The sequence below is a fragment of the Kurthia populi genome, from assembly GCF_042686175.1.
GTDB lineage: Bacteria > Bacillota > Bacilli > Bacillales_A > Planococcaceae > Kurthia > Kurthia populi.
Genome location: NZ_JBHUOR010000139.1, coordinates 1 through 18416, shown reverse-complemented (window position 1 = coordinate 18416; position 18416 = coordinate 1). Strand labels below are relative to the sequence as shown.

Here is an 18416-nt window from a genome sequence, read left to right as displayed (position 1 = left end):
AAAAAAGAGGAGGAGATTGGATGAAGAAAAAGAATTGGCTGATGCTACTTCTTGTCGGCATCATTACGTTAGTACTTGCAGCTTGTGGCGGCGGTAGTGACAGTGAAAAAGGCAAAGATAGTGGTAAAGAAGAGGTAGACACAAGTAAGTTAGCAGATACTGTGAAAAATGATGCAGAAGCAAAAAGCGGCGGTACATTACAAGTTGGTCTTGTAAGTGACTCACCATTCCAAGGGATTTTTAACTGGGAATTATACGAGGATGCTTATGATGCAACAATCATGGAGTGGACTTCTAACTCGATTTTTGATACAAAAGAAGACTTCTTAATTAGTGATGAAGGCTTAGCATCTTTAAAAGTAGATGAAGATAAAAACACGGCAACTGTTACAATTAAAAAAGATGTAAAATGGTCTGACGGCAAACCATTTACAATCGAAGATGTTATTTATCCGTACTATATTATTGCCGACAAAGATTACACAGGTGTACGTTATGATTCTGATTTCCAAAACATCGAGGGTGCAAAAGAATACCACGATGGTAAAGCAAAAGATATTAGCGGTATTAAAAAAGTGGATGACTACACAATGGAGTTAACACTTAAGAAAGTTTCACCAGCAATTTACTCTGGTGGTGACGGTCTATGGGGCTACGCAGCACCTAAGCACCAACTTGAAGGCATTAAAGCAAAAGATTTAGTAAAATCTGATGAAGTACGTAAAAATCCAGTAACACTTGGTGCATTCGTTGTTGATAAAGTTGTTAATGGTGAGTCTGTTCAAATGGTAGCAAACGAAAACTATTTCCGTGGCAAACCAAAATTAGATAAAGTCGTTATCGAAGTTGTACCTTCATCTTCTGCAGCAGCAGCGATGAAAGCAGGTAAGCACGATATTTTACAAAGCTATGCAGCAAACCAATACGAAGATGTAAAAGATCTTAAAAACGCACAAATTCTTGGTCGCCCAGAATTAGCTTACTCTTACCTAGGTTTCAAAATGGGTAAATGGGATTCTAAAAAAGGCGAAGTTGTTGTAAATGAAGATGCGAAAATGAAAGATGTTAAATTACGTCAAGCAGTTGCTTACGCAATGAACGTCGAAGAAGTAGCAAAAGCTTACTACGATGGCTTACGTACACGTGGTAACTCATTAATTCCACCAGTATTCGAGTCATTCTATGATGATTCATTAACAGGCTTTAACTATGATGCTGAAAAAGCGAAATCTCTTCTTAAAGAAGCTGGTTACGAAGATAAAAATGATGATGGTTTTGTAGAAGATCCAGACGGTAAAGAATTCACAATCAAAATGGCAACAATGGCTGGTACGGATAAAGATGATAAAATCGTTCAATTCTATATCCAAAACTGGAAAGATGTTGGTCTTAAAGTTGAATTAACAACAGGTCGTCCAATCGAATTCAACAGCTTCTACGATAAAGTACAAGCAGATGATAAAGATATCGACATGTTTATGGCTGCATGGGGTACAGGTACAAACCCATCACCAATGGGCTTATATGCGAAAAATGCACAATTTAACTACAGCCGTTACACAACGCCTGAGTTAGAAACATTATTAGCAGATATCGATTCAAAAGAATCATTAGATGCTGATCACCGTGGTGAAGCGTTCAAAGCTTGGCAAGAGTATATGTTTGAACAAGCAGTAACTGTTCCAACATACTTCCGTACAGAAATCGTTCCTGTAAACAACCGTGTGAAAAACTACGATATTAAATACGTAGATGGCGCACAATTACAAGATATCGAAGTAACTGAAGACGCTCCTGCAAAATAAGATTTAGAACACAAAAAAAGGGGAATGGTCCATAGCGGGCCATTCCTCTTTTTTGTTCGTTAAATCATACGGTTTTTCGCGGCAATACGCGATGCTTTTGTTGTATTGGCGAAATGCCATTTTGTAACGGATTGTAACGCTTCCTCACCTTGTGATAGTAAGATATTTGCAGCGACTTGGTCTACTTTCGCACTGGCACCTTTTGGTAGCTCAACACCGATTTCCACCGATAATTGGTCCATCGCAGAAAGAAAAGCATAGCGTGCGATAATCGATGCGGCAGCGACAGAAAGATGCAGTTGTTCTGCCTTTGTTGAGAATAAAACGTTATCACGAATGATATCTTTTTCTTCTTGGATATGACGATAATATGTGTCACGCTCTTCGAATTGGTCGATTAAAATAAAATCGGGCTTTGTTGGCGCAATTTTTGATAACACATGGCGCAGTGCTTGATTATGTAGGAGCGCCTTGATTTTCCCTTGGGACCAGCCCTGTGCCTTTACTTTATTGTATTTATCATTATGCAGTGTCAGCACGCTGTAAGGGACGGCTTCCATGATGGCAGGGGCGATAGCACGCATTTTAGCATCGGTTAGCATTTTTGAATCTTTGACGCCAAGTTCTTTGAGTAACGCCATTTTATCTTGAGGTACATACGCCGCCGCTACCGTAATCGGCCCGAAATAGTCACCCGTTCCTGTCTCATCTGAACCGAGTACATTCATATTGGCGAATTTTTCTGGGAGCTTATCACCCTTTGGTGACGTCGTAGTAGTAGGTGCTTCAAATTCGCCGAAGCGATTTGCTTCTTGCTCCGCCTCCGTACCCTGGAACATTACTTTTCCAGACTTATAAGAGGTAATCGTTGCATGCGGGGTTTTCGCCATAAAGACGGCTCCAGGTGCATTTGTTGGAACAGCTTGTGCATCATAGTAGTCATGAACTTTTTGTTGATCTTGAGCAGATAACTTTAAAACGATTGTAGACATAATTTCTCGCCCTTTCTTTTAGTAGATTATTCACATGATATTGCATTTCATGGTATTATTAGAAATAGGATTTAAAAGGAGGGAACGGGCATTGTCAGAGCAACGCTTAAATCGTATTTCTGTAAACATTTATGGACAAACCTATAACATGGTGGGAACGGAATCGCCGAGTCATATGCGGCATGTAGCAAACACCGTCGACGAACAAATGCGAGGTATTCGCAGTGCCAGCCCTTCTTTAGATATTGCCAAGTTAGCTGTCCTAACAGCAGTTAATGCGGTCAATGATTCGATGAACTACAAGCAACGCATTGAAGAATTAGAAGCACAACTTAAAAAATTAAAGGATGACGTGAATGATTGATTTAATCATTATTATAGTACTAATTGCAGGTATTCTTACAGGCGTCGGTCGTGGCGTACTGTATCAGCTTGTTAATTTAGTAGGATTAGTAGCGGCGATTATTGCTGCGCTTATCGGCTACAAATCGTTAGCTGAAAAATTTGTCATGTACGTACCATATCCAACAGTTGCCGATGATACTGCGCTGAAATTTGGTATGGATGGTGCAGACTTAATGCAAACATTTTATAACGTTTTGGCATTTGTCTTGATCTTCTTTATTGTCAAATTCGTTTTTAAAATTATTGCATCACTATTCAATTTCGTACAGTACGTACCAGTGCTAGGGGGCTTTAACCGTCTTCTAGGTGGTTTATTAGGCTTTATCCAGGTGTACTTCATGTTATTCTTCTTACTTTACATTTTGGCATTACTACCAATTGAAAGTATTCAGAACTTCATTGACAGTTCTATTTTAACAAACTTAATACTTAAATATACACCACTCATTTCGACAATGTTCCAACAATTGTGGTTCGTTTATACGAAATAATAACGAAAAGCGGGCGCCTACTGTTGTGGGCGCTCGCTTTTTAATAAGGGGATGCTCAGTATGAATAAAAAGAAAATTATTAACACATTAGAAACGATTGCAACGTATTTAGAATTAAAGGGTGAAAATCCGTTTAAAATCTCTGCTTTTCGTAAGGCAGCAGCTGCGCTTGAGAATGACCCGCGTAGCATCGAAGAAATAGAAGATGTCACAAAAATTAAAGGTATCGGTAAAGGGACAGCCGCTGTTATCCATGATTTATTAGAAACAGGTGAATCAAGTGATTTGACCTCGTTAAAAGAGGAAGTGCCAGCAGGCTTACCATTACTACTGAAAATTCCTGGTCTTGGTGGTAAAAAAATCGCGAAGCTTTATCAGGAGCTAGGTGTCGATTCGGCAGATAGCTTAAAGGCAGCTTGTGAATCAGGGAAAGTAGGTGAACTTGCGGGCTTTGGTAAGAAAACGGTTGAAAAGCTATTAAAAGAGCTTGAAACGTTTGGTCAGCGTTCAGAGCGCCATCCGATTTGGCAGCTTGAGGAAAATGTTAAAGAGATTAATGCTGTTTTAGAGGCCATTGAAGAGATTGAGCGCTTTTCTGTAGCGGGTTCATTTCGACGTGTAGCAGAAACGAGCAAGGATATTGATTTTATTATTGCCTCTGCACAGCCGCTTGTCGTGAAGGACAAATTATTAGCGGCATTATCGTATACCGAAATTGTAGCGGCGGGTGATACGAAAATTTCGGTTATTTTAGCAGGAGATGATGCCGCGAATGCCGATTTCCGTATTGTGACGGATGCGGAGTACCCAACAGCACTGCATCACTTCACAGGCTCAAAAGAACATAATGTACGCATGCGTCAAATCGCTAAAGAGCGCGATGAAAAAATTAGCGAGTATGGCGTCGAGCAGCCGGATGGTTCTGTGTTAACATTTGAGACAGAGAAAGCATTTTTCAATCATTTCGATTTACCGTTTATACCACCGACGTTACGTGCCGGACATACAGAATTTGAACGCCATGCCGATATTCCGCATCTCGTAACGCTTGCGGATATTCGCAGTGATTTACATATGCATACGACGTGGTCAGACGGCGCACATACTGTTCGCGAAATGGGTGAGGCGTTGATAGAGCGCGGCTATGACTATGCGGTAATTACCGACCATTCACACTATTTAAAAGTGGCGAATGGCTTGACGCCAGAACGTTTAGAACAGCAAAAAGAAGAAATCTATGCTTTCAATCACGCACATCCAGAATTTCATTTATTACGCGGTACAGAGATGGATATTTTACCGGATGGCTCACTCGATTTTAGTGATGACGTGATGAGTAGCTTAGATTTTGTTATTGCATCGATTCACTCAAGCTTCTCACAACCGCAGGAGCAAATTATGGAGCGTTTGCATACTGCACTAAAAAATCCGCATGTCGATATGATTGCGCATCCGACAGGACGTGTTATTCATCAGCGTGACGGTTACAACCCAGATATGGCACAACTCATTGCATGGGCGAAAGAATATGGTAAAATTTTAGAGTTGAATGCAAATCCATATCGCCTTGATTTATGTGTTGAGCATTTAGAGATGGCTGCAAAAGCAGGTGTACCCGTAGCGATTAATACCGATGCACATGCGATTGAACAACTACGTTATATGGATATTGGAACGAAATACGCACAAAAAGCGTGGCTTTACAAAGACATGATTGTCAACACATGGAGCTTTGAGAAGTTCATGGATTTTTTAAATAATAAGTAGGGGGCGTTTTGAATGATCGCCGAGCGCGCATTGAAAACACTAGAGTTTGATAAAGTACGTGAGCAAGTAGCGAGTTTTGCGACATGCTCACTTGGACAAGAAGGATTAGCAAAACTAGCACCAGAAACAGAACTTGAAGCCGTACAAGGTTTACTAGCGGAAATGGATGAAGCTTTATCTATTTTACGTCTAAAAGGAAGTGTGCCAATGGGCGGCATTTTTGATGTTCGTCCACACGCACGCCGCGCACAAATTGGTGGGATGCTAAGTCCGAAAGAATTAATGGAGATTTCAAGCACGATTCGCGCAAGCCGTATTTTACGCGAATTTATTGAAACCGTAGTGGCAGACGAAGAAGTTGCCATTCCATTATTTGAAGCAAAAAAAGAGGAGTTACCAATTTTAACTGGTTTACAGCATGAAATTAACAGCTGTATTGATGATAATGCCAAAGTGATGGATTCAGCGAGCCAAGCATTACGCGGCATTCGTACACAACTGCGTACACAAGAAGGCCGAGTGCGTGACCGTTTAGCGAGCTTAACACGCGGTAGTGCTGCAGCGAAAATGCTGTCAGACTCAATTATTACGATTCGTAATGACCGTTTTGTTATTCCTGTAAAGGCGGAGTACCGTAGTCATTACGGCGGTGTCATTCATGACCAATCCGCATCAGGTCAAACGCTTTACATTGAGCCAGATGCCGTTGTACAGGCGAATAATGAAATTCAAGGTCTAAAAGTAAAAGAAAAAGCAGAAGTAGATCGCATCTTAATGGAGTTATCTGCAAAAGTGCAAGAAGTCGCACATAGCTTATTTATACTCGTACAAATTTTAGGTGCTATTGATGTTGTCCTTGCTAAGGCAAAATACGGTCAAGCGAATAAATGCACGATGCCTAAAATGAATGACCGCGGTTATATGAAATTAACAAAGGCGCGCCACCCGTTACTAGATATGGATATGGCCGTTGCCAATGACATTGAGTTTGGCGATGATGTTACAGCAATCGTTATTACTGGTCCAAATACAGGTGGTAAAACGGTTACGCTAAAAACGGTTGGTCTTTGTACCTTAATGGCGCAAGCGGGGATTCCGGTTCCTGCATTAGATGGCTCAGAGCTTGCTGTCTTTACGCAACTATTTGCTGATATTGGCGATGAGCAATCAATCGAGCAAAGCCTTTCAACATTCTCCAGTCATATGGTGAATATTGTCGATATTTTACATGAGTTTGACCATGAATCGCTTGTGTTATTTGATGAATTAGGTGCGGGTACAGACCCACAAGAAGGGGCTGCACTTGCCATTTCGATTTTAGACGAAGTGCATGGTCGCGGCGCGCGTGTAATGGCGACGACCCACTACCCAGAATTAAAAGCATATGGCTATAATCGTCCAGGTGTAATTAATGCGAGTATGGAGTTTAATGTCGATACATTAAGTCCGACGTATCGTTTATTAATCGGGGTACCAGGGCGCTCAAATGCCTTTGAAATTTCACAGCGCTTAGGCTTACCCGAGCATATTATTGATACGGCGAAAAATTATACAGGTACAGAAACGCATGAAGTTGAATCAATGATTGCGTCCCTTGAAACGTCTCGTATTCAAGCAGAGAAAGATGCGGAAGAATCAGCACGCCTTGTGGCAGAAGCAAATGAGCTCCGTGCCGACTTAGACCGTAAAATAGCGGAATACGAAGCGACAAAAGAAGAGCTAACGAAAAAAGCAAAAGAAAAAGCGCGTAAAATTGTTGATGCTGCGAAGCGCGAGGCAGAGGATGTTATTGATGAGCTTCATAAAATGCAGCACCGTGCGAATGAAGCGGTCAAGGAGCATGAAATTATTGATGCGAGAAAACGTCTTGAAGATGCGACACCTGCACAGGAAAATCGCGTTCTGAAAAAACAACGCCAACTAAATGCGCGTGCACAGGAATTAAAAGCAGGCGATGAAGTAAAAGTGCTTAGCTATGGTCAGCGCGGTACATTGCTGAAAAAAGATAAGTCAGGTGAATGGGCTGTTCAAATTGGTATTTTAAAAATGAAATTACCAGAGGAAGATCTAGAATACATCAAGCCTGAAAAAGTGAAAGATACCGTTAATGTCTCAAGTGTTCGAAATCGTAGCCAAGCAGTAAAACTTGAGCTTGATTTACGTGGTGAGCGCTATGAAGATGCGATGCACCGTACGGAGAAATATTTAGACGATGCCTTACTATCGAATTATCACCAAGTATCGATTATTCATGGTAAAGGAACAGGCGCGCTCCGCGAAGGAATTCAACAATTATTAAAACGACATCCTCGCGTAAAAGGCTACCATTTTGGTAATGCGAATGAAGGCGGCTATGGCGTAACGGTTGTAGAATTTAAGTAGAGGGGAACGGTGCTCATGGACGCATTTTGGCAACATCCAGTTGTAGAAATGACCGGTTATTATACCGTTGTACTACTATGCTTGCTTGTCGCAATGGCAATGTTTGAAGTGGTAACACGCTATAAAAACTGGGAGGAAATTCAGAAAGGAAACGTCGCTGTCGCACTGGCGACCGGCGGGAAGATTATTGGTATCTGTAATGTCTTTCGCTATTCGATTGAGCATCACGCCACATTACTCGCAACAATTGGCTGGGGTATGTTTGGTTTCGTATTATTAATTATTGCGTACTTATTATTTGAATTTGTTACACCGCGACTTGACGTTGATAAGGAGATTGCAAAGGGCAATATGGCAGTTGGCTTTATTTCATTTGCAATTTCGTTAGGTCTGTCATTTGTTATCGGTTCGACGATTCCATAAGTTTTAAAGAGACTGCGTAAAAGCAGTCTCTTTTTTTATTCATTTGAAATCGCTCATTACACTAAGAAGCGGCTTTTGGATACGACATATCTTTAAATATGTGCCATCGCTAAGAATATAGCCATGCTATTTTGTTAAACATCTGCATAAAAATAAGAAAATGAAAAATAATTATCAAACTACTGGCGATAGTTACGACATTATTGTAATCGAGAGATAAAAAAATGACCCGTTTCAGGTGCTCTAAGGGGCTATTTTTGTCCGATTTTAATAAATTAAGGGGTATTTTTGTTGCGCTATGGTCTGGTATTTTATGAGATCTGCTTAGGAAGCTGTTTTTATAAAAAGTTGTCATTTATTTTTTTGTAAAGTGAATGTATCGTCTGAAACGGTCCTTTAAAGAACCGGCGGAGAGCGCAAAACAGCCCTTTTTATGTTTTTTTGGGTCAAAAATGCTTCGGTTGACTGGGCAGCGTTGCTATATTTTTGCGCGTTTGTCGCAATTTAATTGTTTTTGTTGACAGTTTTTGCAACATCATTAGGAAAACGCTAAAAAGTTATCCGACAATGGTCGCTAGCTGACACTTATTTTGAAATATGTCGTAGCTAAAACACGCTTTCTGAGGTTCTGACCATTTTGTGCTAGCTAATCTTTTGGTAATACATGCAGAAAAAATATTGCGGGCAAACATCCATAATCGTGTATCAATAATTAGAAATCGGACGTTCGAAAATAAAAAATTCTATTTTGGTTACGAATTTTCTCGAAAAAACGAAAAAATGAGTGACTATTCATTGAAAGTTCTATTTCCGTCCGATATACTTAATGTAAGTTTTTAACTTATTATTGCAAAGGGGTGTTCGCAAGTGACTGAGAAACTTTGGTTAAAAAGTTATCCGGAAGAAGTCCCAACATCACTCGATTACCGAGAGATACCGCTGCAACAGTATTTATCAGAGATGGCGGATAAGACACCAGATAATGTCGCGATCTATTTTATGGGAAAAGAAGTTCGCTTCAAAGAGTTACAACAATACGCGTATAAATTTGCAAATTATCTTCAAAAACTTGGCCTTCAAAAAGGGGATCGCATTGCGATTATGCTCCCAAATACACCACAGGCGGTAGTCAGCTTTTTTGGTGCGATGTATGCCGGCTGTACGGTTGTGATGACCAATCCACTTTATACCGAGCGTGAAGTGGCGTATCAACTAAAAGATTCTGGTGCAAAATTAATCGTTACACTCGATATTTTGTATCCACGTATTATGAAAACATGGAAGGATACAGACTTAGAACATATCGTCGTAACGGGCTTAAAAGATTTCTTACCATTCCCGAAAAATGTCGTCTACCCGTTCATGCAACGAAAAGAGTATGGTTTCAAAGTTTCAGTGGAACATCAAGGGGTAAATCATTTATTTACTGAAATTTTACGTACAAGCCCAGATACGGCAATACCAATCGATGAAGCATTTGATTTTAATGAGGATCTGGCATTATTACAATATACAGGTGGCACGACAGGATTCCCAAAAGGGGTTATGCTAACGCATCGTAATATTGTCTCGAATGTGCAGGCCTGTGCAATGTGGACGAATGATTATCGTACTCCAGAGGATGAGCAGGAGCCGGATGTGGTACTTGGGGTGCTACCATTTTTCCATGTGTACGGCATGACAACGGTATTAGCACTTAGTGTCATGATGGGCTTTAAAATGCTCTTAGTGCCGAAGTTTGATGCGACAGAGCTTTTAAAAACAATTGATAAGCATAAGCCGACATTATTCCCAGGAGCACCAACAATTTATATTGGCATTTTAAATCATCCGGATATTGCGAAGTATGATTTATCATCGATTAAGGCATGTATTAGTGGCTCAGCACCGCTACCAGTTGAAGTACAGGATCAGTTCGAGGAAGTGACAGGCGGTAAGCTAGTAGAAGGCTATGGTCTAACAGAATCTTCGCCAGTAACGCATAGTAATTTCTTATGGATTGACCGACGTGTGAAAGGCTCGATTGGTGTGCCTTGGCCAGATACTGATGCGGCGATTATGGATACAACGACGATGACGGAAGTAGCCGTTGGAGAAGTGGGCGAGTTATGCATTAAAGGACCACAAGTTATGAAGGGCTACTGGAATCGTACTGAGGAAACAGCACAAACATTACGTGATGGATGGCTATTGACAGGTGATATGGGGTATATGAACGAGGATGGTTATTTCTTCGTTGTGGACCGTAAAAAAGATATCATCATCGCAGGTGGCTACAATATTTATCCGCGTGAAGTCGAAGAGGTGTTATATGAGCATGAAGGGATTCAAGAATGTGTCGTTATCGGAGTACCAGATCCGTATCGCGGTGAAACTGTAAAAGCCTTTATCGTGAAAAAAGAAGGTGCAGAGGTGAGTGATGACGAATTAAATCGTTACTGCCGTAAAAATTTAGCATCATATAAAGTACCACGTATTTACGAATTTAGAGAAGAGTTACCGAAGACCGCGGTAGGGAAAATCTTGCGTCGTCAGCTTGTTGATGAAGAAAAAGCAAAACAAAATGATAACCTTGCTTGACAAAACTTACCAGGTGCATTTATTATAAAGATGTGAATGAATAACCATTCATTTTTTGGATATGGTGGTGATACAAAGTGAGGAAAGAAAAGCCGAAGTATAAGCAAATTATAGACGCTGCAGTAATTGTTATTGCAGAAAACGGCTATCATCAAGCGCAAGTTTCGAAAATCGCGAAGCAGGCTGGTGTTGCGGATGGAACCATTTATTTATACTTCAAAAATAAAGAGGATATTTTAATCTCCGTTTTTGAAGATAAGATGGCAGTTTTTATTAACCGCTTACAAGTGATTGTAGATCGCAATGAAACAGCTTCTGAGAAACTGCAAAAGATGATTGAAAGTCACTTTAAAGTACAAACGGATAATAAACATCTCGGGATCGTGACACAACTAGAATTGCGCCAATCCAATATTGAAGTTCGAGCGAAAATTAATGCTATTTTAAAAGGTTATCTCGATTTAATCGATGAAATCTTACGACAAGGTGTTAATGCAGGTGACTTCAGAGCGAATATGGACATTCGTTTGGCGAGACAATGTATTTTTGGAACCATTGATGAAGTAACGACTTCATGGGTGATGAAAGACCAAAAATTTGATTTGCTCGCACTAGCACCCAAAGTATATGAGTTATTGCTAAATGGTATTAAGTCATAATTTAGAGACTGAGCTTTTGCTCAGCCTCTTACATATAGGAGGGAATTAGCGAATGAGCTTTCTACAATTATCGAACCAAGGCGCCCTAGCAGTCATTACGATTAATCGCCCACCCGCGAACGCAATGAGCTATGCGCTGATCGTCGAGCTTGACGGTCTATTTGATAAAATTGCCAACGATCCAGATACACGTGTTGTCGTTATTCACGGCGAAGGCCGATTTTTCTCAGCTGGTGCAGACATTAAAGAGTTTACGCAAGTTGAAACGGAAAAACAAATGCATGATCAGACAATGGCTGTGCATAAAATTTTCAGAAAAATCGAAACTTTCGAGAAACCAGTTATCGCGGCCATTCATGGTGCTGCGCTAGGTGGCGGATTGGAATTAGCCATGAGTTGCCATATCCGATATGTCGCGTCTAATGCCAAGCTTGGGCTTCCTGAGCTTAACCTTGGATTAATTCCAGGGTATGGTGGTACGCAACGATTACCGAGCCATGTTGGACTTGCTAAAGCAGCAGAAATGATGTTTACGTCTGAGTCATTAACAGGTGAGGAAGCTGTACAGTGGGGGTTAGCTAATGCTCATTTTCCAGAAGAGGAGCTGAAAGCGAGTGTACTTCAAAAAGCACAAAAAATTGCTGAAAAGAGTCCACTAGCATTAAAATCAGCCATCGACCTACTTCGTTTAGGCGATACACCCAATCTAAAGGAAACATTAGAAGCGGAAGCCGAGCACTTTGCAGCATGCTTTAAGACAGAAGATGCAAAAGAAGGCATCGCAGCGTTTGTAGAAAAACGCAAGCCAGTATTTAAGGGAAAATAGATAATACACATAGGGAGGTTTACGATTATGAACATCTTTGTATTAGTAAAAAGAACTTTTGATACGGAAGAAAAAATCGTTATTAACGGAGGTCAAATTCAAGAAGACGGTGCGGAATTCATCATCAATCCGTACGATGAATATGCCATCGAAGAAGCGATTAAAATCCGCGACGCTGAGGGCGGCGAAGTAACAGTACTGACAATCGGTAATGAGGAGTCAGAAAAACAACTTCGTACAGCATTAGCAATGGGCGCAGATAAAGCCGTATTAATCAACGCTGAAGAAGATTTAGATGATTTAGACCAATATACAATCTCAGCTATTTTAGCAGAATACCTAAAAGATAAAGAAGCAGACTTAATCCTAGGCGGTAACGTTGCAATCGACGGCGGCTCAGGTCAAGTAGCTCCACGTTTAGCAGAATTATTAGGCATTAACTATGTAACAACTATTACTTCTCTTGAAATTAGTGGCGGTAAAGCAAACATCGTTCGCGACGTTGAAGGGGATTCAGAAGAAATCGAAACAGCTCTACCTCTATTAATCACAGCACAACAAGGTTTAAATGAACCTCGCTATCCTTCACTACAAGGGATTATGAAAGCGAAGAAAAAACCGCTTGAAGAATTAGAGTTAGATGATTTAGACATCGATGAAGACGATGTAGAACCAAAAACAAACGTTGTGGAAATTTTCCTTCCACCAACAAAAGCAGCAGGTCGCGTACTTGAAGGTGAATTACCAGCTCAAGTGAAAGAATTAGTATCATTACTACATTCTGAAGCGAAAGTTATTTAACATCCTAAGTAAACAAATTGATGGGAGGATTTACAATGTCAAAAAAAGTAGTTGTTTTAGCAGAAGCACGTGAAGGCGCGTTACGAAATGTATCATTTGAAGCAATCGCAGCAGGTAAAACGATCTCTGGCGGCGGCGAAGTCGTTGCAGCATTATTCGGCCAATCAGTAGGTGACTTAGCAGGTGAGCTATTCGCTTATGGTGCTGACCGTGTTATTACAGTGGAGCACCCACACTTACAACATTATACTTCTGATGGTTTCGGTCAAGCGCTTAACGCGGTAATCGACCAAGAAGGCCCAGAAGCAATCGTGTTTGGTCACACAGCACTTGGTAAAGATTTATCACCAAAAGTTGCGGCAAAACTAGAAGCAGGTCTTATCTCAGACGTCACAAAAATCGAGGGTGAAGGCGATAGCGCACAATTTATCCGCTCAATCTACTCTGGTAAAGCGTTTGAAAAAGTGGAATCTCAAAGCTCTCCACTATTAGTATCTGTACGTCCGAATAACATCGAGCCTCTTGAAAAAGATGCATCGAAGTCGGGCTCTGCTGAAGCATTATCAGTAGATATTACAAACTTACGTACAATCGTGAAAAACGTTGTTCGTAAATCGACAGAAGGCGTTGACCTTTCAGAAGCGAAAGTAATCGTTTCTGGTGGTCGTGGCGTAAAGAGCTCTGAAGGCTTCGAACCATTAAAACAGCTTGCTAATCTTCTTGGCGGTGCGGTTGGCGCATCTCGTGGTGCATGTGACGCAGAATACTGTGATTACTCACTACAAATCGGCCAAACAGGTAAAGTTGTAACACCAGACCTTTATATCGCTGCAGGTATCTCTGGTGCAATCCAACATTTAGCGGGTATGTCGAATTCAAAAGTCATTGTTGCTATTAACAAAGACCCAGAAGCAAACATCTTCAATGTGGCTGACTACGGTATTGTAGGCGACTTATTCGAAGTAGTACCTCTTCTAATCGAAGAAGTTAAAGCGCTTCAAGTGAACGCGTAATTTTAAAAACACTGGGGAATCACAGCAATGTGGTTCCCCGTTTTATATTAAAAAAGATATGAAAGAGACGACTTTATAGGAAATCCGCATTGGATAAAAGAGATACCGGAAGATTCATTCGCTAGATTATGCGGATATATCTTTATATCAAGCAAAAAAGTCGCAGGCACCCTTGAAATGTGCTAAACTTTCGGTAATGAGAACTAAGGAGGCTATATAATTATGGCAATTAAACATGCAACAGACGCGTCATTCCATGGCGATATTGAAAAAGGTTTAGTATTAGTAGATTTCTGGGCAACTTGGTGTGGACCATGTAAAATGATCGCGCCAGTTCTTGAAGAACTAGCACCTGAAATCGAAGGACAAGCAGAAATCGTAAAAGTAGATGTTGACCAAAACCAACAAACAGCTGCTGAATTCGGTATTATGTCAATTCCTACACTTGTATTATTCAAAGATGGCGAATTAGTAGATAAAGTTGTTGGTTACCAACCAAAAGAAGCTTTAGCTGAATTCGTATCAAAACACGCTTAATACGCAACAACATATAGAAAGAAGAGCGCTTGTGCTACGGCATAAGCGCTCTTTTTTTGTGAACGCCTGTTCGATTTTGTATAATGAGTATATGAGGGGGGAACGTCATTGAATGACTTATTAAAACAAAAGCTCGCTATCTTACCGGATAAGCCGGGTTGCTACTTAATGAAGGACCGACAAGGAACGATTATTTATGTAGGGAAAGCGAAAGTTTTAAAAAATCGTGTGCGCTCGTATTTTACCGGTTCACATAATGCGAAAACGGAGCGCTTAGTTAGTGAAATTGTCGATTTTGAATACATTATGACATCCTCGGATATGGAAGCCTTTTTACTAGAGCTTAATCTAATTAAATTACATGACCCAAAATATAATATTATGCTGAAGGATGATAAAACATATCCTTATTTGAAAATAACAAATGAACGCTACCCACGCCTAATGATTACGCGTAAGGTGAAAAAGGACCGCGCAAAATACTTTGGTCCTTATCCAAACGGCTATGCCGCTGCTGAAACGAAGAAGCTACTAGATCGTTTATATCCATTACGCAAATGTGATCCGATGCCAAATCGCGTTTGTCTCTATTATCATATCGGCCAGTGTCTTGCGCCTTGTGTCAAAGACATTCCTAAGGAAACCTATGATGACATGAAGCAGGAAATTTCACGCTTTTTAAAGGGTGGGCAGGATGATGTCAAAAAAGAATTAACGAAGAAAATGTATGAAGCCTCTGAGCAGCTTGATTTTGAGCGAGCAAAGGAATTTCGAGACCAAATTGCGCATATCGAAAAAGTTGTAGAACATCAAAAAATTATTATTAATGACTTCACAGATCGCGATATTTTTGGTTATGCGGTCGATAAGGGCTGGATTTGTGTACAGGTCTTTTTTGTACGTCAAGGCAAGCTAATCGAGCGTGAAGTATCGATGTTCCCGTCCTACGGAGAGCCGGAAGAAGAATTCTTAACATTTGTGGCGCGCTTTTATGAAAAAGGGCATTTGCTACCGAAGGAAATACTCGTCCCACAACAAATTGATGCGAAGATGCTAGAAGAGGCGCTGCATGCTACTGTACTACAGCCACAAAAGGGTAAGAAAAAAGAATTGCTAGAGCTTGCGACGCAAAATGCGCAAAACTCGATTGATGAGAAATTTAAGCTGATTGAGCGTCAAGAGGAGCGCACGATTGGAGCCTGTGAGGAACTAGGGGATGCATTACAAATCGTTACACCGCTGCGCATCGAAGCCTTTGATAACTCACATATTTTTGGTGCCGATACCGTCTCTGCAATGGTTGTATTCGTTGACGGTAAGCCGAGTAAAAAGGATTATCGTAAATTTAAAATTCAGCAGGCAGAGGCGCATGATGATTACGGAGCGATGCGTGAGGTCGTACGTCGTCGTTATACACGGATGTTACGTGATGACCAGCCTTGGCCTGATTTAATCGTCACAGATGGCGGTAAAGGGCAAATGGAGGTCGTGCGCGAGGTGCTAGAGGATGAGCTAGGGCTCGATATTCCGATTGTTGGTCTGGCAAAGGATGATAAGCACCGTACGAAGCAGCTGCTATACGGTATGCCACCGGAGCTTGTGCCACTCAAGCATAATAGTGAGGCCTTTTATTTATTACAGCGTATACAAGATGAAGTGCACCGCTTTGCGATTACGTTCCATCGTCAGTTGCACCAAAAAAATGCCATTACGTCGGTATTAGATGAGATACCAGGCGTTGGTCCAAAGCGAAAGCAGCAACTACTGCGTCATTTCGGCTCGATTAAGAAAATTAAAGAAGCAGATGAGGCACAATTAGTAGAAGCTGGACTACCTAAATCATTAAGTAATACCGTAATTGCGTATTTTTCAAAAAAATAATTGTCCTTTTCCAAATATTGTGATAATGTTAAAGCACCAAATGAAATCACTAGATTAGTGATGATAGAGGCGCGGAACTCTAATAGTAAACATTCTTAGGTTGGATAGAACCGGTGAGGAGTGTTGAAAGGGGAGGCCGCCGAAATGGTTAGGAAATCTATTCTTTCTAACTGTTGGTTCTACATTTAAGAAATGTGGAATTGTCAGAATCAGCAATGGTTCTGGAGGGCTATCACACATGAATGTTCGAACGATGAACGTACATGCGAAGGTCGGCCTAAAATTTAGGTCGGCCTTTTTTCGATTCATGTTGACTGCCTGACATAGACAATATGTGGGGAGCGAATAAATTTGAGTACTTTAGTTGTAAAATTTGGCGGTACTTCGGTAGCGACAACAGAACGAATTCAGCACGTAGCACAGCGAATTCAAAAGGAATATAAAAAAGGGCATAGCATTGTGGCTGTTGTATCTGCAATGGGGAAAACGACCGATCAACTTGTCGCAATGGCAAATGAGATAGCAACGACTCCTTCAAAACGTGAAATGGATGTTCTGCTAACAACAGGTGAGCAGGTGACAATTTCATTATTATCGATGGCGCTTCAATCTTTAGGCATTGAAGCACAGTCTTTTACAGGGTGGCAAGCGGGCATTGTGACGGAGCAAGTACCGAGCAATGCACGTATTGAAAACATTCAAGCAAAAATGATTCAGCAAGCATTAAATGAGCATAAAATTGCCGTTGTAGCGGGTTTCCAAGGCATTGATGCACAAGGGAATATTACGACGCTCGGTCGAGGTGGCTCAGATACGACAGCTGTGGCACTTGCGGCAGCTCTTGGCGCAGAACGCTGTGATATTTACACCGATGTGGACGGCGTGTATACAAGTGACCCACGCTATATTAAAGGCGCGCGTAAGCTACAGGAGATGTCTTATGATGAAATGCTTGAACTCGCACGTTTAGGCGCGGGTGTGCTTCATCCACGTAGCGTGGAGGTCGCTAAAAATCATCGTATGCCGATGACCGTTCGCTCGAGTTATGAAGAAGTTGAGGGAACGATTTTGAAGGAGGAAGTTATAGTGGAAAAAAATCTAGTAGTGCGCGGAGTTGCCTTTGAAGAGCAAATCGTGCGTATGACCGTTTATTATAATGAAAGCTATACTGGCTCACTTGCCAATATTTTTACAACATTAGCTAAAAATCATATCAATGTTGATATTATTGTACAGGCGCTTGTCGCACAAGGCAGTCCAACGGTGTCATTCTCTGTTAAAGAATCACAGTTACAAGAGACATTAGCCGTTTTAGCAGCACATAAAAGTACATTAGGCTATGACCATATCGAGCATGAGAGTCAATTAGCAAAAGTATCGATTGTTGGCTCAGGTATGGCCTCTAATCCAGGAGTTGCGGCGGCGATGTTTGACCGTCTATACCGCGAAGGCATCGGTGTGAAGATGGTTAGTACATCTGAAATCAAAGTGTCGGTCGTAGTAGCGCATGAAGATATGTTAAAAGCAGCCAATGCTCTACATGAGGAATTTGAATTAAGTAAAGTTTCAGTAGAAGTTTAAACGGAAAAGAAATAAAAAAAGAGTAGTCTTTTGTGTAGGCAAATGTCCAGTTATCTAAGTGGAAATTGAACAGAAATCTCTAAAAATTTTGAGTTTCTTCTATTTAAAAATGAAATGACATGAAAGGCATCGATAATAAACGATTATTTTCATAAATCAGTCATTTTATTATAAGACGAATTGTAATATTAAGTGCACCACTCAAAATAAATAAAAAAAGACCCATTCAATATGAGCCTGTATAATTAAAGTTCCTACACCAAAATCAACAGG

General features: G+C 40.8%; 15 protein-coding genes and 1 riboswitch. Of the genes, 14 read left to right on the top strand and 1 reads right to left on the bottom strand.

The annotated features are described in order from the left end of the window. Positions 1-20 precede the first annotated feature (20 nt). Entirely contained in the window at positions 21-1805 is a 1785-nt protein-coding gene (locus tag ACFSY7_RS18155; protein ID WP_380149044.1) for an oligopeptide ABC transporter substrate-binding protein, read from the top strand. A gap of 59 nt (positions 1806-1864) precedes the next feature. On the opposite strand, the gene rnhC is transcribed toward ACFSY7_RS18155, so the two are convergent. Continuing rightward, entirely contained in the window at positions 1865-2797 is a 933-nt protein-coding gene (gene rnhC, locus ACFSY7_RS18150) for a ribonuclease HIII (protein ID WP_380149042.1), read from the bottom strand. A gap of 91 nt (positions 2798-2888) precedes the next feature. Here rnhC and zapA point away from each other — a divergent pair, with 91 nt between their 5' ends. The 13 genes from zapA (at position 2889) to ACFSY7_RS18085 (ending at position 18143) form a co-directional block, all read left to right on the top strand. Further along, positions 2889-3161 (top strand): cell division protein ZapA, encoded by a 273-nt coding sequence (zapA, locus tag ACFSY7_RS18145; RefSeq protein ID WP_126989260.1) that lies wholly within the window; start codon positions 2889-2891, stop codon positions 3159-3161. Further along, positions 3154-3693 (top strand): CvpA family protein, encoded by a 540-nt coding sequence (locus ACFSY7_RS18140; RefSeq protein ID WP_126989261.1) that lies wholly within the window; start codon positions 3154-3156, stop codon positions 3691-3693. Before zapA ends, ACFSY7_RS18140 begins: the two co-directional genes overlap by 8 nt. A gap of 60 nt (positions 3694-3753) precedes the next feature. Continuing rightward, positions 3754-5460, top strand: coding sequence for a DNA polymerase/3'-5' exonuclease PolX (gene polX, locus ACFSY7_RS18135; protein ID WP_380149041.1), 1707 nt, complete (start codon positions 3754-3756; stop codon positions 5458-5460). A gap of 12 nt (positions 5461-5472) precedes the next feature. After that, positions 5473-7842 (top strand): endonuclease MutS2, encoded by a 2370-nt coding sequence (locus ACFSY7_RS18130; RefSeq protein ID WP_139992567.1) that lies wholly within the window; start codon positions 5473-5475, stop codon positions 7840-7842. Between the two features lie 15 nt (positions 7843-7857). Then, positions 7858-8265: a DUF350 domain-containing protein gene (locus ACFSY7_RS18125; protein WP_186439524.1), complete on the top strand. Its 408-nt coding sequence runs from the start codon at positions 7858-7860 to the stop codon at positions 8263-8265. Between the two features lie 867 nt (positions 8266-9132). After that, positions 9133-10845, top strand: a complete 1713-nt coding sequence (locus ACFSY7_RS18120; protein WP_380149040.1) for an AMP-binding protein — start codon at positions 9133-9135, stop codon at positions 10843-10845. A gap of 77 nt (positions 10846-10922) precedes the next feature. Beyond that, complete coding sequence (locus tag ACFSY7_RS18115) at positions 10923-11504, top strand: TetR/AcrR family transcriptional regulator (protein ID WP_380149039.1); 582 nt, start codon at positions 10923-10925, stop codon at positions 11502-11504. Positions 11505-11556: 52 nt separating this feature from the next. Beyond that, the gene (locus ACFSY7_RS18110; RefSeq protein WP_139992565.1) at positions 11557-12330 is read left to right on the top strand and encodes an enoyl-CoA hydratase; all 774 of its coding nucleotides are present in this window, start codon (positions 11557-11559) and stop codon (positions 12328-12330) included. Between the two features lie 27 nt (positions 12331-12357). Further along, positions 12358-13131 carry an electron transfer flavoprotein subunit beta/FixA family protein gene (locus tag ACFSY7_RS18105; RefSeq protein WP_126989268.1) on the top strand — a complete coding sequence of 258 codons (774 nt, stop codon included), beginning with the start codon at positions 12358-12360 and terminating at the stop codon, positions 13129-13131. A 35-nt stretch (positions 13132-13166) separates the two neighbouring features. Next, the gene (locus ACFSY7_RS18100) at positions 13167-14144 is read left to right on the top strand and encodes an electron transfer flavoprotein subunit alpha/FixB family protein (protein ID WP_380149038.1); all 978 of its coding nucleotides are present in this window, start codon (positions 13167-13169) and stop codon (positions 14142-14144) included. Between the two features lie 222 nt (positions 14145-14366). Continuing rightward, on the top strand, positions 14367-14681 hold the full coding sequence (gene trxA / locus ACFSY7_RS18095; RefSeq protein WP_126989270.1) for a thioredoxin: 315 nt from the start codon (positions 14367-14369) through the stop codon (positions 14679-14681). 108 nt (positions 14682-14789) lie between these two features. Further along, positions 14790-16562, top strand: a complete 1773-nt coding sequence (gene uvrC / locus ACFSY7_RS18090; RefSeq protein ID WP_126989271.1) for an excinuclease ABC subunit UvrC — start codon at positions 14790-14792, stop codon at positions 16560-16562. 56 nt (positions 16563-16618) lie between these two features. Beyond that, positions 16619-16802, top strand: a riboswitch (Lysine riboswitch). Between the two features lie 111 nt (positions 16803-16913). After that, on the top strand, positions 16914-18143 hold the full coding sequence (locus tag ACFSY7_RS18085) for an aspartate kinase (RefSeq protein WP_380149037.1): 1230 nt from the start codon (positions 16914-16916) through the stop codon (positions 18141-18143). The last annotated feature ends 273 nt before the right edge of the window (positions 18144-18416 follow it).